Below are 14,465 nucleotides of genomic sequence, written 5' to 3'. Positions count from 1 at the left end.
GCTGGCCTGAAAGCATGCATTACGTACAGACATGAGCAAAGAGTAAGCGCTCGCCGAACCTCTCTCGGTGGGCGCTTACTTCTGCTATGGTGCGGCTCCTCTGCATTTCTGATGAGCTTGTGGGCAAGGAGGCATACATGGTCGAAAACAAGGATGAACCGGACGAGCTTCCTGAGAATGAATCTCAGTCTTCAATCGAAGCAGCGGAGTCGAACCCTGAGGGTTCACCCCAAGCAGAGAAGGAAGAAGAGGCGGCACAAGCTAACGAGCATCCTTCCAAGGGTTGGTGGTGGAAGAGGCCAACCGTTCGACAGATCCTTGAGCAAGAGGCGAAGAGCGGCATAGAAGGATGGGATAAGTCCGACAAGAAGGCCAACGAGGTGTCTCGGCTCCCAGATGATGAGTCGATCCACCTGGGTGGAGTCGTCCTGGCAGAAGCTTTTACGCCATCAACTGTCTCGGCACTCTACGAGTCAATAGGTCGCTCGCCTTTCTCCCAAGAATATAAAGTGCAGGAGATAGTCGATTTCATAGAGCGAAGCAGGAGCGGCGCACAGGTAGGAGGGAGCTACCTTTTTGGCCTAGTCCGCCCCCCAGGGCGCTTGATTATGATGAATGGGTTCAGTGACCCATCACTTCCAGAAGGTGTCGATGCCGTCTGGCTTACGCTTCACTGCCCCACCCCATCACTGACAATACTGATCGCAACATTCTCCCTCGAGGAAGACGCTGGAGACCTCTCATGCCTTCTGCGGAAGGACTATAAAACCAGATTCAACCCAGAGATAAAAATTCCCGGACGCCTGGGAAAGTTGAGGGCTAAAATTCCTTGGAGCAGGCCGATCCAATACGGTATTGGAGGGACTATATCGCTTGTCGAAATCCAGAAGAGGGAGGCGTACGAACAGGTAGCATCCCAGATTGAAGAAGGTTGCCGAGAGTGGCTCTCTCGAAACTTTGGCGGGCGATTCAGCCGAGAACCAATGGAGCATCGCCCGAGCGCAAGGCTATTGCTGACCAAGAACCAGGCGCCATACAAGGACCATCGCAGATATCTTTCCCCTCTGGGTATGGACTATCCATTCTCTTGGCGATCCCAAGGAGCGGCCTGCTGGGCAATTAGGTACAATGACTTCATCCTTGACAAGAAGCGAAGGTTTGCGCTCGTCGCGGCAGCTCGAAGGTCCGACATTGCGAAGTCCGCCATCGGGTATGTGGACAGGCCAAAGTCAATATGGCACGCCACTCAGGGGTTCCATAAATACGAATTCCAGATGGTCTCCCGTTGGGCTATGTTTGCACTCATAGCTCTATATGAAGATCGCTTGGGGAGACTACGTGATCAAGCCGGACAGCAGCAGTGGAGGACTGTCGGCATTGCACGTGAGCTTGACCGCTTCCTCCTTGGTGATGGCCTGGACGCCTCTGCCATCGCTTCTGATCTTGGAAACTTCTCACGAGATCCGCAGGGTTTCCCACATGACTTCTCTGAATATGTTGCGGATCAAGACCCGTTTCCGGGTGAGCCGACTGAGGAAGCGGAGGAACCGGCGAAGCTGGTTGATTTTTGGCGAGAGCGGCTGGAGAAACAGTGCACTCGCCTTCTCGAAGACATGGAGACGACCACGGGCAACATCCGGGCATCGGCTGAACTGAAGCAGTCTATTGCCAATACTAAGATGCAGCGCCTGGTCATCGGGTTGGCCTTTATTGCGGCCATCGTTGCTGTCGTCAGCCTCTACGTTACCGCGTCTTCTTGAGATCTTGTACTAGGAGATCCATTACTCTCTCCCTGGCCTCGGCCGCATCTCTACGCCATATTTGAGCAACTGGGCACGGATAGTGGTATCGGCAACTCCGAAGCGCTTGCCGAGCTTGGCCAGTGACCAGCCTTCGCAGTAGAGCTGGATGGCTTCTTCGATCTGCTCGTCGGTGAGGTGGCGCCATCGTGGGGTGATGCCGTTGCGCTTGAGGATGTTGCTGACTGTGCGACGCTCAATGCCGAAGCGATCGGCAAGCTGGTAGACGGTGGCTCCGGCTTGGTACTCAGCGATGAGTTCCTCAACCTGGGCGGGCTTGAGCTGGCGGGCGGTGCGCGGGTTGCGAGCGCGCTTCTGGGGTGCCCTGGTGGCACCGTGATCCGGCAGGCTGGCAAGTAGTCGCTCTAGGTGACTGAGCTGCCACTTGACGTATGGGTTGGAATGTTGGCCGGTAGGGGCCACGGGCTCTGGACGACCCTGCTCGCGCCTGACGGCGCTCGCCGGGTCGTCCGTCGTTTCTACCGGGGGGAACCCCCCGAGGCACCCCCCTGCGGCCCGGATCTCCTCCATCGATGAGCTTGAGCAGAACGCTCGCTCACATCGCGGAACCACACCCCGTGAACCACCAGCGCCCACGGCCCCTCACAGGGGCATTGCTTGGTTTCCACCGACACCACGGGCAGTGAGCGGTCCGCCCTGACACGTGAATCAACGTATTGACGCTGAGAAAGCGCTTACTTACGCTGCATGAATGGTCACGGGACGGAAACGCCACAGTTGACGATCACTGTCGGCGCTCCACTGCACACGACCCCGGTGCCCGCCCGAACCGCACGCCACCCCCGTGCCCAGCACCATCGGTGCCGACGCCCTCCTCCCGTACCGGACGCCCGGGTTCCACGCCCGGGGCGCACGGCGGTGCACCCCCCACCCCCCAGCAGAGCCCGAGGAGACTCCCCCATGACGGACCACCCGCTCACGTCCTCCGTCCCCACTCGCCCCGCACCCCTCTCCCGCCGCAGGATGCTGGGCACGGCCCTGGCCGCCGGAGCGGTGGCCGCCGCGCCGTCCCTGACCGGCGCGGCGGCCGCGGCCTACCCCTGGCCCGGGCCCGTGAACGGGGACGTCGCCATGCACGACCCCTCCTTCGTCAAGCGGCCGGAGGGCGGCTACCTGGTCGCCCACACCGGGAACGGGGTGTCCCTGACCACCTCGACCGACCGCACCGCCTTCCACTACGCCGGCGCGGCCTTCCCCTACGGCACCTCGTGGGCCTACCGCTACACGCGCTGGTCGCGCAACCTGTGGGCACCGCACCTGTCCTACCACGACAGCCGGTACTACCTCTACTACTCCGCGTCGACCTTCGGCTCCAACCGGTCGGCGATCTTCCTCGCCACCAGCATCAGCGGGAACCCCGGCACCTGGAACAACGAGGGCCTGGTCGTGGAGTCGTACAGCTCCAACGACTACAACGCCATCGACCCCCACCTCCAGGTCGACGAGCAGGGGCGCTGGTGGCTGGCGTTCGGCTCGTTCTGGTCGGGGATCAAGATGATCAGCATCGACCCGGGGACCGGCCTGCGCTCCGGACGCACCATGTACTCGCTCGCGAGCCGGGGCGGCGACCCCATCGAGGCCCCGACCCTCTTCCGGCACGGCGGCTGGTACTACCTGTTCGTCTCCTTCGACCTGTGCTGCCAGGGGGCCGACAGCACCTACCGCGTCATGGTCGGCCGGTCCCGGAGCATCACCGGCCCCTTCTACGACCGCAACGGCACCGACATGATGCGGGGCGGAGGCACAGAGATCCTGGCCGGCCACGGCGGCATCCACGGCCCCGGCCACCAGGACGTCTTCGCCGACGCCGACAGCGACATCCTCGCCTACCACTACTACGCCGACGACGGCACCGCTCTGCTGGGTGTCAACTGGCTCGGCTGGGACTCCGCAGGATGGCCCTACGTGCACTGACCCGCCGTGACCGGGGCGCGGCGGTGGCACGACCGCACCCCGGGGCGCCTATCCCGCGCCCTCCGGACCGGAAGCGGGCTCCGGACCGGAAGCGGGCTCCGGCTCCCGCTCGGAGCAGCTGCCGAGGAGCCACAACCCTCCCACGGCCGCCGCCGCGCACAGGGGCATCGCCGCCCACCAGGGCAGGCCGAGCCCCACGGGCAGCAGGCCCAGGACGATCGCGACCGCCGCCACGAAGAGCGCGTAGGGCAACTGCGTGCGCACGTGGTCGACCACGTCGCACCGGGAGGCCAGGGACGAGATCACCGTGGTGTCGGAGATGGGGGAGCAGTGGTCGCCCCACACCGCTCCGGCCAGGACGGTGGAGACCGACGCGAACAGCAGGGGGTGGCCCTCCGGCCCGGCCAGGCCCCGGGCCTCCAGCACCGCCCAGGCCAAGGGGACCGCCAACGGCGTCAGGACGCCCATGGTCCCCCAACTGGTGCCGGTGGCGAAGGCCACGGCGGCGGCGACCACGAACAGCAGGGCCGGCAGGAGGAAGGGCGGCAGTACCCCGCCGAGCGCTCCGGCGACGAAGTCGGCCGTGCCCAGCAGGGCCGTGATGTCGGACAGCGACCAGGCCAGCGTCAGGATGACGATCACGTACATCACGGACGTGACTCCCTGGAACCAGGCGTCGACGACCTCCCCCAGGGTCAGGATGCGCTGGGCGGCGCTCATGGCCCACGCCGCGGCCAGCGCCAGGAGCGAGCCCCACAGCAGGGAGGAGAAGGCGTCCCCGCTGCCGACCCGCATCACGAACGAGTCGCCCTGGCCGGTGGTGAGCAGTCCGGTGACCGTGGTGGCGACCAGGACGAGGATCGGCACGAGCGCGTTGAGGAGCCTGCGGGGCGTCTCCCGCGCCGGTTCCAGCGCGTCGGCGCCTCCGGCACCCAGGTGCGAGCCCTCCCGCAGGACCGCGCCGGTGGTGCGGGCCCGGCGCTCGGCCGCGAGCATCGGGCCGAAGTCGCGTCCGGTCAGGGCGACGGCGAAGACGAACACGACCGCCAGAACCGGGTAGAAGGCGTACTTCAGGGACTCGACGAAGACGGCGAACCCGCCCATCACCAGGCCGGTCCCTGCGACGGACTCGTCGATGAGGGCCACCTGGAAACCGATCCAGGTGGAGAGCAGCGCGAGGGTGGCCACCGGCGCGGCCGTGGAGTCGACGACGTAGGCGAGTTTCTCGCGGGAGACGCGCAGCCGGTCCAGGACGGGGCGCATCGTGTTGCCGACGACCAGGGTGTTGGCGTAGTCGTCGAAGAAGACGACCAGCCCCAGGCCGCCGGTGACGGCCTGGCCCCGGCGGGGGGTGGAGGCCCACCGGGTCACGGCGCGGACGATCCCGTCGGTGCCGCCGTTCTTGCGGATGACACCGACCAGCCCGCCGATCATCAGGGTGAAGAGGACGATCGTGATGCGGTCGGCACGGGCGAGCGCGCCCACGACATAGATCCCCGCGGAGTCGAGCAGGGACAGGGCCAGCCCCGCCGGGGACAGTCCTTCGAGGAGCCAGGCGCCCAGCCAGACGCCGGCGAACAGCGCGGGCAGGATCTGGCGTGTGGTGAGCGCCAGGCCGATGGCCAGGACGGGCGGCAGGACCGACCACCAGCCCCCCGGTTCCAGGTCCCCCGGTTCCCGGAGGGTTCCGGCGGGGGCGCTGCCCGCCGCGAAGGCGCCCAGGACGGCCACCCCCGCCATGGCGGCCAGCACGGCGGCGGCACGGCGGCGCCGGGCCCGGCGCGCGCGGTACCCGGTGCCGTCCGTGGTCGGTCTGCTCTGTGCCATCGCCGTTCCTTCCGGAGGGGGGACCCCACGTCGGAAGTGTGCTGGTACGCATCGGGCCTTACCTGACGGAAAATCCGAGCTTTGCCTGATTTGCGAGGAATGTTGGGAGAGCGCTGACCACCGTTGTCGGATGATGAACGCAACGGTGCGCGTATCCGCGCGTCCGCACTGTGACATCCGAGGTTCCGCCCACGGTCCCGGACCGGTGAGGGTCCGGCCCGGGCGGCCGCTAGGGGGCACGACACCATGCGCAAGACATCAGCGAACGGTTGGCAGTTCTTCGTCGCGACACTGCTGATCGTCATCGGCGTCATCAACATCGGCCAGGGGCTCGTCGCCCTCGTGACTCCGGAGTTCTACATCGCCACCGAGGCGAACATGCTCTTCCTGGAGTACGGGGCGTGGGGCGCCCTGCTGGCCCTGTGGGGGGCGGTCCTGGTCATCGCGGGCTTCTCCGTACTGTCGGGCAGCACGTGGGCCCGGGTGTTCGGCGTGGTGCTCGCCGCGTTGAACATCATCGCCCAACTGGTCTTCCTGTTCGCCATGCCGCTGTGGTCGCTGGTGGTGATCGCCGTCAACGTCCTGGTGATCTACGGCATGACAGCGGGCTGGCCGTCCAAGGCGGAGCTGAGGGAGCAGGAGGCCCGGGAGGCGGAGGCCTCCTACCGGGCCGGCTACCGGGCCGCCCACGAGAAGCCCCGCGAGGAGAAGGCGCGCACGGAGAAGGCGCGCCACGCCGCGGAGAAGGCCGGGGGCGAGACCCGCGAGCACGAGCAGCCGACCGGCTGACCGGTCGCCGCGTCGGTGCCCGGCCGGGGCCGCCCTCCGGCCGGGCACCGACGCTTCGCGGGCTCAGTGCTTGCGCGGACGCAGGTGCGAGGCCACCGCCAGCCTGTTGTAGAGGTTGATCATCGCGATCGCCGCCATCAGCGCGGCGACCTGCTCGTCGGAGAAGTGCGCGGCGACCGCGTCGTAGACCTCGTCGCTCACCCCGCCCTCCCCCATCCGCGTCATCTCGTCGGTGAGCGCTAGGACGGCCCGCTCCGCGCCGGTGAAGATCTCGCCCGCCTCGTGCCAGGTCGCCACCTGGAAGAGGCGCTGGCGGCTCTCCCCCTCCTTGAGCGCCTTCTCGGTGTGCAGGTCGACGCAGAAGGCGCAGCCGTTGAGGATCGAAGAACGCAGTTTCAGCAGTTCCAGGAGCGTGCCGTCCAGGTGGTCGGCGACGACCTTGTCGATCTCGTCGAGTTTCCCGTACACCTCGGGAAGCTTCTTGGCCCAGATCACGCGCGCTTCGGCCATGGGTCCCCCTTCGTCCGCCGCCACTCCTCGTAGTGGCCGTTCGACACCACCATGGCACGGACACCCCCGCCGCGCCCCCTCAACGGCGTCCCCGGGGCCGTGTCCGGGGGCGGGGTTCAGTCCCGGGCCGCGCCCGGCGGCGCGTCCCCCTATCCGGCGGTGGCCGCCCGGACCCGCTCGAAGACGCGGGCGAGCCCGTCCAGGAAGGCCTCCAGGGCCAGGTCGAAGCTGGCCTGGTCGATCTCAGCGGCGTGCTCGGACAGCCTGTGCGCCTGGGACAGGTTGGGGTAGCGGTCGCGGTAGACCCACACGTCGTCGGCGAAACCGCGCGCGAAGGACTGGGTGGCGGCACCCACCACGAGGTACTTGGCCGAGGCGCCGATCATCGTGGCGTAGCGCGGGGGCCATCCCGCTCGGACGAGGGCGCCGTGGACGGCGTCCGCGCGGCGCAGCGCCTCGTCGCGCCGGCCGGGACCGGCCGCCACGACGGGGACGAGGTTGGGGTGCTCGGCCAGGGCCGCGCGGTAGGAGCGGGCCCACGAGCCGATCCCCTCACGCCAGTCGCCGCTGTCGAACCCGGAGACGTCGATGCGCGAGGTCACCTCGTCGGCCACCTCGCCGAGCAGCTCCTCCTTGGTCCGGTAGTGGCTGTAGAGGGAGGCCGCCTGCACGTCGAGTTCCTGGGCGAGTTTGCGCATGGACAGCCACTCCAGGCCCTCGCGGTCGATGAGGGCCAGAGCGGCGGCGCGGATGGCGGGCTTGCTCAGGATCGGCGTTCTGGGTCGGGCCACTGACGGGGTTCCCTTCTCGGTTCAGCGGCGGACGGTCCGATCCGTCCCTTCCGGGCTGATCATCGCACGTTCGCGCACGGTCGGGACCGCTCTTTCGAGCGGAGGCGGGCTTGCGTGCCTGGTAGGGGACACCGTACCCTCAAATAACCGAACACCGTTAGGTTACTGGGAGCAGCCGTGATCGATTTCTCGCTGACCGACGAGCAGCGCGCCATCCGTGACTGGGTGCGGACCTTCGTGGAGCGCGAGCTCATGCCACTGGAGAACGAGATCTTGCGCCGTGAGCGCGAGGGACACGTTCCGGGCCTCACCGCGGAGGAGACCAAGAGCCTGCGTGAACTGGCCCGCAAGTCCGACTTCTGGGGCGTGGACACCCCCGAGGAGTACGGCGGCATGGGCCTGGATCCCATCTCCGTCGCCCTCATCGAGACCGAGCTCGGCCGCACCTTCGCCAGTTTCAGGTTCGGCGGCAGCGCCGACAACATCCTCTTCCACGCCAACGAGGAGCAGAAGGAGCGGTACCTGCTCCCCACCATCAACGGTGACCGCCACTCCTGCTTCGCCATCACCGAGCCCGGTGCCGGGTCGGACGCCAAGGCCATCCGCACCCGCGCGGTCCGCGACGGCGACGAGTGGGTCATCAACGGCGAGAAGACCTTCATCACCGGCGGCGAGCAGGCCGACTTCACCATGGTCTTCGCCGTCACCGACCAGGAGAAGGGCGCCAACGGGGGCGTGACCTGCTTCCTGGTCGACCGCGACATGGGCTGGACCTCCGAGCCCATCGACACCATGGGCGAGCGCCGCCCCGCGTCCCTGGTCTTCCAGGACGTGCGCGTACCGCACGAGAACATCCTCGGCGAGGAGGGCCAGGGCTTCGCGCTGGCCATGCAGTGGATCGGCAAGGGCCGCTACATGCTGCCCGCCCGTGCCCTGGGCGGCTGCGAGCGGCTGCTCGGCATGGCGATCGATTACTCCCGGACCCGTGAGACCTTCGGCGAACCGATCGCCGAACGCCAGGCCATCCAGTGGATGATCGCCGACTCCCAGACCGACGTCGAGGCGCTGCGCCTGCTGGTGCTGCACGCCGCCTGGCAGGTCTCCCAGGGGATGGACTCCCGGCACGCCCAGTCGATCGCCAAACTCTTCGGCGGCGTCAAGGCCAACGAGATCGTCGACCGCGTCATGCAGATCCACGGCGGCATGGGCTACACCCGTGAACTGCCGATCGAACGCTGGTACCGCGACCTGCGGCTGCTGCGCATCTTCGAGGGCACCGACGAGATCCAGCGCCGCACGATCGCCCGCGACCTGCTCAAGGGCCACGTGAAGGTGGGCGCAACCCTGAGTTAGGAGCGGGAACGAGAACGGGGCCCGTGCCGCGCGCCAGGGAGCGCGACACGGGCCCCGTCACATGCGGCCCCGGTGTCAGGCGACGTCGACCAGGTCGACGACGAACACCAGGGTCTCCCCCGGCTTGATGGCCGGTGTCGGGCTCTGGTCGCCGTAGGCCAGGTGCGGCGGTATGACCAGCTTGCGGCGGCCACCCACGCGCATACCCATGACCCCCTGGTCCCAGCCCGGGATGACCATGCCCGCGCCCAGGCGGAAGTTCAGCGGGGTGCCGCGATTCCAACTGGCGTCGAACTCCTCACCGGTGGAGTGGGAGACCCCGACGTAGTGGACGCCGACGTTGCTGCCGTGCCCGGCCTGGGCGCCCTCCCCGATGGTGATGTCGGTGACCTCCAGGTCCGCCGGCGGCGGGCCGCCCGGGAAGTCGATCTCGGGACGCTCAAGGGCCATGGTGGTTCCCCTCGTGTTGTCGGAGCTTCGTCGAAGGGCCAGCGTATCGGCGCCCGGAACGGCCCGTGGCGCGGAGAGTCCCCGGAGGGGCCGCGCCCCCGTCGCGGAACGGTCCTCTCACAGGGCGCCGACGGTCGCCGCCACCACGTGGCCGCGCCCCTCGACCTTGACCGGTCCGCTGCCGGCGGGGATGAACACCGACTCCCCGCGCACCAGGGTGAGGCCGTGGCCGACCTCGGCGACCAACTCCACCCGGCCGTCCAGGGCCAGCACCACCGAGGGCCCCTCCCCCGGCAGGTACGCGGCGACGCGCCCGGGCCCGATCTCATGGAGCGTGAACTCGGGCGCCTCCGGGCGGAACTCACGGCGCCCGTCCAGACGGCGGGGGCCGGTGTAGGGGACCGGCAGGACCGAGAAGTCCACCACGTCCAGCAGTTCGGGCACGTCCACGTGCTTGTGGGTGAGCCCGGCACGGAGCACGTTGTCGGAACTGGCCATGACCTCGACGGCCGTTCCGCGCAGGTAGGCGTGCAGGTTGCCCGCCGGCAGGAACAGGGCCTGGCCGGGCCGGAGGGTGACCCGGTTGAGCAGCAGGGCCGCCACGGCGCCCGGGTCGCCGGGGTAGCGGTCGGCCAGGTCGGTGACGATGCCCGTGTGCGCGCCGCGCCCACCGCAGGCCGACCACTCGGCGACGAACTCGGCGAGCAGTCGTCCGCGCTCCGGCGCGGGCAGTCTGAGCAGGCGGGTCAGCGCCGAGCGCAGGGCCTCGTGGGTGTCGGACGCCGCCAGGTCCCCTCTCAACAGTCCGGCCAGCTCGCCGTCCAGGCCCTCCAGGTCCCGCCGGGCCGCGGCGGGCTCGCGGAACCCGCACAGCGCCTCGAAGGGATCCAGGGCCAGGAGGAGTTCGGGCTTGTGGTGGGGGTCGCGGTAGTTGCGGTGCGGGGCGCCGACGGGGATGCCCGCCCGTTCCTCGGCCTCGAACCCCGAGCGGGCGCGGGCGGTGTCCGGGTGCACCTGGAGCGACAGGGGCGCGTCGGCGGCCAGGAACTTCAGCAGGAAGGGGAGCCGGGCGCCGAAGCGTTCGACGGTGCGGGGGCCGAGTACGCCGTGGGGGTCGTCGGCGATGAACCGGGGCAGGGGGACGGGCCCCCCGTCCGGGTGCACGGTGCTGGGCGCGCCGTGGTGGGCTCCCAGCCACAGTTCGGCCTGGGGGGTGCCGTCTGGCTCGGCACCCAGGAGCCTGGGGATCGCGGTCCGGGCACCCCAGGCGTACGGCCGTACCTGGTTGGTGAGCCTGAGCATCCGCTCCGCCTTCCCATGTGCGTGTCCTCACCCCGCGGACACCCCGGCGGGGTGACATCCAGTGTCGCGGAACACGGTGCCGAGGTCGATACGGCCCACCCCCACGTCCTGAGTGGTACACACCCCACCGTGCCAGGCGGGCGGATATCCAACGCTCCCGGGGCCGGGAAGCGGCGATGAAGTTACCGACGGCCAAACCATGACCGGGAACCCACGGACCAGTGCCGGGACGTCACCGAATGGTGAGACATACACCCGTATTCCTGGTCATTCCCTGGACCGTGCCGTGGACACGCGCGGGCGACGCACCCGGTCGGACTCCTCGATGAGGCGGTCGCACATCCGCTGGAGCATCTCCGGCTCGGGCTGGGACAGTCCGGCGATCGACGCCAGGTAGAGCCCGTCGCCCGCCCGGAGGATGATCTCGGCGAGCACCGGGTCGGTGAGCTCCTCCCTGAGCAGTGCGCCCCAGTGCTCGAAGAGGTGCCGCACGAGCGCGCCGGCCTCCTCCGAGAGCTCCTCCTGACTGCGCAGGGAGGCGATGACCGCCCAGTACAGCTCACGCTCCTCGGAGCTGCTCGGCAGTGACGTGCGCAGGAACACCCGTACCACGCCCTCGCCCCCGGTGAGGGCCTCCTCGAACTGGTCCTCGGCGAGTGCGCCCAGACGGTCGATCAAGCCGGTGAACAGCGCCTTCTTGGACGGGAAGTGATAGAGCAGGCCGCCCTTGGAGACGGCGGCGGCGTGGGCGACCGCCTCCAGGGTGACTCCGGAGTAGCCCTGGTGGATGAGGATGTCCTGGAGGGCGTCGAGGATCCGGTCCCGGGTGCTGGATGTACTCACGATTGCGACTTTACCGGCCGGACGGTACTGTACCGTCTGGACGGTTCACTAGGGTCCCGGGGTCTCCCGGTCGACCGCCGTCCCCGCGGCCCGCGCCACCACGGCGCCGCCCGCGCAGACACCGCTTCGAAAGTCACGAGGAAAGATGAGTTCCGCCAACACGCTCGCGGGCCCCCGCGAGTGGACCGCGCTCGCCGTCCTGGTCCTGCCCGTCGTCCTGATCTCGGTCGACATGACCGTGCTCGGGTTCGCCGTACCCGCACTGAGCGAGGACCTCGACCCCACGTCCGGGCAACTGCTGTGGATCGTCGACGTCTACGGCTTCGTCCTGGCCGGGCTGCTGGTCACCATGGGGGCGCTGGGCGACCGCATCGGCCGCCGCCGACTGCTCATGGTGGGCTCCGCCGCCTTCGGCACCGCTTCGCTGGTGGCGGCGTTCGCTCCCAGCGCCGAGGTGCTCATCATCGCCCGGGCGCTGCTCGGCGTCGCGGGCGCCTCCCTGATGCCCTCGACCCTGTCACTGCTGCGCAACACCTTCCTCGACGACCGCCAGCGCCTGCTGGCCATCGCCGTCTGGGCCTCCGGCTTCTCCGCCGGGGCCGCGCTCGGCCCGATCCTGGGCGGCTGGCTGCTCGAACACTTCTCCTGGGGATCGGTCTTCCTCGTCAACCTGCCCGTGATGGCCGTGCTCCTGGTGGCCCTGCCGCTGCTGGTGCGCGAGTCCCGCGACCCCTCCCCCGGCCGGATGGACCCGCTCAGCGTCGTGCTGTCGCTGGCGACCATGCTGCCCGCCGTCTACGCGGTCAAGGAGCTGGCCGCGCACGGCCCCTCCCTGACCGCGTTCGGCCTGCTCGCGGCCGGGCTGATCGCGGGAGCGGTGTTCGTCCGGCGGCAGCGGGCCCTGCCCGACCCGCTGATCGACGTGGACCTGTTCCGCTCCCGCGCCTTCAGCGTGACCGTGGCCACCAACCTGGTGATGGTGTTCTCCCTGGTCGCGTCGTTGTTCTTCCTGACGCAGTACCTGCAACTGGTCCTGGACATCTCGCCCATGCGCGCCGGGTTCGTGCTGGTGCCCGGACTGGTGGTCTCGGTGGTGGCCAGCTTCGTCGCGGTCCGCCTGTCCCGGCGGCTCAGCCTGGCCGCCGTGGTCGGCGGCTCCCTGGCCGTGACCTCCTCCGGGTTCGCCCTGCTGGTGCTGGCCTCCCCCGGCGCCCCCGCCACCGGGGCGCTCATCGTGGCGACGGGGTTCGCGCTGGTCGCCCTGGGCTCGGGCCTGGCCGAGACCCTCACCAACGGCGCGATCATGTCGGCGGCCCCGCCGGAGCGCGCCGGCGCGGCCTCGGCCATCTCCGAGACCGCCTACGAACTGGGCGGGGCCCTCGGCGTAGCCGTGCTGGGCAGTGTGCTGACCGCGTCCTACCGCGCCGACCTGACCGCCGTCGACGGCGTACCCCAGAGCGCGGTGGAGAGCGCCCGGGAGACGCTGGGCGGTGCCGCCCAGACCTCCGCGGAGCTGGGCGGCACGGCGGGCGCCGACCTCATGGCGGCGGCGCAGTCCGCGTTCACCAGCGGAATGCACATCACCAGCGCCATCGCGGCGGTGATGGTGCTGGTCGCCGCCGTGCAGGCGTGGCTGCTGCTGCGCGGCCAGGCGGGCCCCGCCGCGGAGGCCCCCGGTCAGGACAGCCGGACCAGCTCCACCTCGGAGCCGTCCCAGCCGGGCGGCACCACCGCGTAGGCGTCGGCCCGCGCCGGTTCGCGCAGGCTGCCCGGCCGGTCCCGGCCCACCGGCCGGGCGCCGTCGGCCCCCACCCGCACGGCGACCAGGCGGGTGTCCCGGTGGTGGGCGCGCACGTCCCCCGCCAGGGGCACCCGCTCCGGGACCCGTGCCGGATCCGGGCGTCCGGCCATGCCGGTGAGCAGCGGGACCAGGAGGGTGAGCGCGGCCACCAGGGCGGCCCCCGGGTTCCCCGGCAGACCCACCAGAAGGGTGGGGCCGGCCGATGCCAGGACCTGGGGATGGCCCGGACGGCAGGCGACGCCGTCCACGACGGTGTCGGCCCCGATCTCCTCCAGGACCGCGCGGAAGTGGTCGGCGGGCCCCTTGGAGGAGGAACCGCACACCGCGACCACGTCGGCGGCGGCACCGGTGACGCACTCCCGGAGCATGCGGCGATCGTCGCCCAGATGGCGGACCCGCCCCACCTCCGCGCCCGCCCAGACCACGATGCCGGGCAGCATCGGACCGATGGCGTCGCGGACGGTGCCCTCACCCGGCAGCCCGCTCCGGGCGACCTCGTCCCCGGTGACGACCACGTCCACCCGGGGGCGCACCACCGGCAAGGACTCGTGGCCCAGGCTCGCGGCCAGGCCGAGCGCGGCGGGCGTGACCTCGGCGCCCCGCGCGAGCACCGTCTCCCCCGGCGCGGTCTCCTCGCCCTCCCAGCGCACGTGCCGCCCCGCGTCGATGTGTCCTTCCACACCCCCGGATCCGGTGGTCGCGTGCTCGTAGGGCAGGACCGCCTCCGCCCCCTTGGGCACACGCGCGCCCGTGGCGATCTCCACCGCCTCCCCCGGGCGCAGCCCCGAACGGACGGCCGAAGCGCCGGCCAGATGGGCGCCCACCAACCGCCACGGGCCCGCGCCCGCCACCGCGTACCCGTCCATGGCGGCGGCGTCGAAGGCCGGAAGGCCCACCAGGGCACGCAGGTCAGCGCCGAGGACGGCCCCCAGCGCCCGCCCCAGCGGCACGTCCCGGGGCACGGGGGCACACTCCTCACCGAGTCGGCGCGCGACCGCGCGCGCCTCCGCCCACGTTCGGCCCATCCCGCTCTCCCCTCGTCTTACGCCTGGCTCCATTGTCCCC

13 protein-coding genes are annotated in these 14,465 nt (G+C 69.7%); 5 read left to right on the top strand and 8 right to left on the bottom strand.

The genetic code is table 11. The features are described from left to right. The first annotated feature begins 137 nt into the window (after positions 1 to 137). Positions 138 to 1,760 carry a hypothetical protein gene (locus ACFHWE_RS02460; RefSeq protein WP_416598887.1) on the top strand — a complete coding sequence of 541 codons (1,623 nt, stop codon included), beginning with the start codon at positions 138 to 140 and terminating at the stop codon, positions 1,758 to 1,760. A 21-nt stretch (positions 1,761 to 1,781) separates the two neighbouring features. On the opposite strand, the gene ACFHWE_RS02455 is transcribed toward ACFHWE_RS02460, so the two are convergent. Beyond that, entirely contained in the window at positions 1,782 to 2,222 is a 441-nt protein-coding gene (locus ACFHWE_RS02455; protein ID WP_416598886.1) for a helix-turn-helix domain-containing protein, read from the bottom strand. A 498-nt stretch (positions 2,223 to 2,720) separates the two neighbouring features. Here ACFHWE_RS02455 and ACFHWE_RS02450 point away from each other — a divergent pair, with 498 nt between their 5' ends. Further along, entirely contained in the window at positions 2,721 to 3,734 is a 1,014-nt protein-coding gene (locus tag ACFHWE_RS02450) for an arabinan endo-1,5-alpha-L-arabinosidase (protein ID WP_416598885.1), read from the top strand. A 48-nt stretch (positions 3,735 to 3,782) separates the two neighbouring features. Here ACFHWE_RS02450 and ACFHWE_RS02445 read toward each other — a convergent pair whose 3' ends face one another. After that, positions 3,783 to 5,561: a Na+/H+ antiporter NhaC family protein gene (locus ACFHWE_RS02445; RefSeq protein ID WP_416598884.1), complete on the bottom strand. Its 1,779-nt coding sequence runs from the start codon at positions 5,559 to 5,561 to the stop codon at positions 3,783 to 3,785. 246 nt (positions 5,562 to 5,807) lie between these two features. Between ACFHWE_RS02445 and ACFHWE_RS02440 the strand changes: the two genes are divergently transcribed. Next, a complete protein-coding gene (locus tag ACFHWE_RS02440) occupies positions 5,808 to 6,350 on the top strand; it encodes a hypothetical protein (RefSeq protein WP_416598883.1) in 543 nt (180 codons plus the stop codon). Between the two features lie 63 nt (positions 6,351 to 6,413). Here the strand turns inward: ACFHWE_RS02440 and ACFHWE_RS02435 are convergent, their stop codons facing one another. Both ACFHWE_RS02435 and ACFHWE_RS02430 read right to left on the bottom strand, forming a co-directional pair. Continuing rightward, complete coding sequence (locus ACFHWE_RS02435) at positions 6,414 to 6,860, bottom strand: carboxymuconolactone decarboxylase family protein (RefSeq protein ID WP_416598882.1); 447 nt, start codon at positions 6,858 to 6,860, stop codon at positions 6,414 to 6,416. A 149-nt stretch (positions 6,861 to 7,009) separates the two neighbouring features. Further along, complete coding sequence (locus ACFHWE_RS02430) at positions 7,010 to 7,651, bottom strand: TetR/AcrR family transcriptional regulator (protein WP_416598881.1); 642 nt, start codon at positions 7,649 to 7,651, stop codon at positions 7,010 to 7,012. A gap of 177 nt (positions 7,652 to 7,828) precedes the next feature. Between ACFHWE_RS02430 and ACFHWE_RS02425 the strand changes: the two genes are divergently transcribed. After that, the gene (locus ACFHWE_RS02425; RefSeq protein WP_416598880.1) at positions 7,829 to 9,004 is read left to right on the top strand and encodes an acyl-CoA dehydrogenase family protein; all 1,176 of its coding nucleotides are present in this window, start codon (positions 7,829 to 7,831) and stop codon (positions 9,002 to 9,004) included. Positions 9,005 to 9,079: 75 nt separating this feature from the next. Here ACFHWE_RS02425 and ACFHWE_RS02420 read toward each other — a convergent pair whose 3' ends face one another. The 3 genes from ACFHWE_RS02420 to ACFHWE_RS02410 form a co-directional block, all read right to left on the bottom strand. Beyond that, a complete protein-coding gene (locus ACFHWE_RS02420; RefSeq protein WP_416598879.1) occupies positions 9,080 to 9,454 on the bottom strand; it encodes an FKBP-type peptidyl-prolyl cis-trans isomerase in 375 nt (124 codons plus the stop codon). A 117-nt stretch (positions 9,455 to 9,571) separates the two neighbouring features. Next, positions 9,572 to 10,756 carry a mannose-6-phosphate isomerase, class I gene (gene manA, locus ACFHWE_RS02415; RefSeq protein ID WP_416598878.1) on the bottom strand — a complete coding sequence of 395 codons (1,185 nt, stop codon included), beginning with the start codon at positions 10,754 to 10,756 and terminating at the stop codon, positions 9,572 to 9,574. A 267-nt stretch (positions 10,757 to 11,023) separates the two neighbouring features. Then, a complete protein-coding gene (locus ACFHWE_RS02410) occupies positions 11,024 to 11,599 on the bottom strand; it encodes a TetR/AcrR family transcriptional regulator (RefSeq protein ID WP_416598877.1) in 576 nt (191 codons plus the stop codon). Between the two features lie 145 nt (positions 11,600 to 11,744). On the opposite strand from ACFHWE_RS02410, the gene ACFHWE_RS02405 reads away from it, so the two are divergent. After that, the gene (locus tag ACFHWE_RS02405; RefSeq protein WP_416598876.1) at positions 11,745 to 13,337 is read left to right on the top strand and encodes an MFS transporter; all 1,593 of its coding nucleotides are present in this window, start codon (positions 11,745 to 11,747) and stop codon (positions 13,335 to 13,337) included. Here the strand turns inward: ACFHWE_RS02405 and ACFHWE_RS02400 are convergent. Continuing rightward, positions 13,277 to 14,458 (bottom strand): molybdopterin molybdotransferase MoeA, encoded by a 1,182-nt coding sequence (locus ACFHWE_RS02400; RefSeq protein ID WP_416598875.1) that lies wholly within the window; start codon positions 14,456 to 14,458, stop codon positions 13,277 to 13,279. The two genes, ACFHWE_RS02405 and ACFHWE_RS02400, sit on opposite strands and share 61 nt — an antisense overlap. Positions 14,459 to 14,465 lie beyond the last annotated feature (7 nt).

Origin of the sequence: Nocardiopsis sp. LOL_012 (genome assembly GCF_048060475.1) — a bacterium.
Lineage (GTDB): Bacteria > Actinomycetota > Actinomycetes > Streptosporangiales > Streptosporangiaceae > Nocardiopsis.
This window is presented reverse-complemented; position numbering and strand designations above follow the sequence as displayed.

Excerpts from the sequence above, each read along its gene's own strand:
- ACFHWE_RS02460 (WP_416598887.1), top strand. The coding sequence starts at position 138 with ATGGTCGAAAACAAGGATGAACCGGACGAGCTTCCTGAGAATGAATCT.
- ACFHWE_RS02450 (WP_416598885.1), top strand. The coding sequence starts at position 2,721 with ATGACGGACCACCCGCTCACGTCCTCCGTCCCCACTCGCCCCGCACCC.
- ACFHWE_RS02445 (WP_416598884.1), bottom strand. The coding sequence starts at position 5,561 with ATGGCACAGAGCAGACCGACCACGGACGGCACCGGGTACCGCGCGCGC.
- ACFHWE_RS02440 (WP_416598883.1), top strand. The coding sequence starts at position 5,808 with ATGCGCAAGACATCAGCGAACGGTTGGCAGTTCTTCGTCGCGACACTG.
- ACFHWE_RS02435 (WP_416598882.1), bottom strand. The coding sequence starts at position 6,860 with ATGGCCGAAGCGCGCGTGATCTGGGCCAAGAAGCTTCCCGAGGTGTAC.
- ACFHWE_RS02420 (WP_416598879.1), bottom strand. The coding sequence starts at position 9,454 with ATGGCCCTTGAGCGTCCCGAGATCGACTTCCCGGGCGGCCCGCCGCCG.
- manA (WP_416598878.1), bottom strand. The coding sequence starts at position 10,756 with ATGCTCAGGCTCACCAACCAGGTACGGCCGTACGCCTGGGGTGCCCGG.
- ACFHWE_RS02405 (WP_416598876.1), top strand. The coding sequence starts at position 11,745 with ATGAGTTCCGCCAACACGCTCGCGGGCCCCCGCGAGTGGACCGCGCTC.
- ACFHWE_RS02400 (WP_416598875.1), bottom strand. The coding sequence starts at position 14,458 with ATGGAGCCAGGCGTAAGACGAGGGGAGAGCGGGATGGGCCGAACGTGG.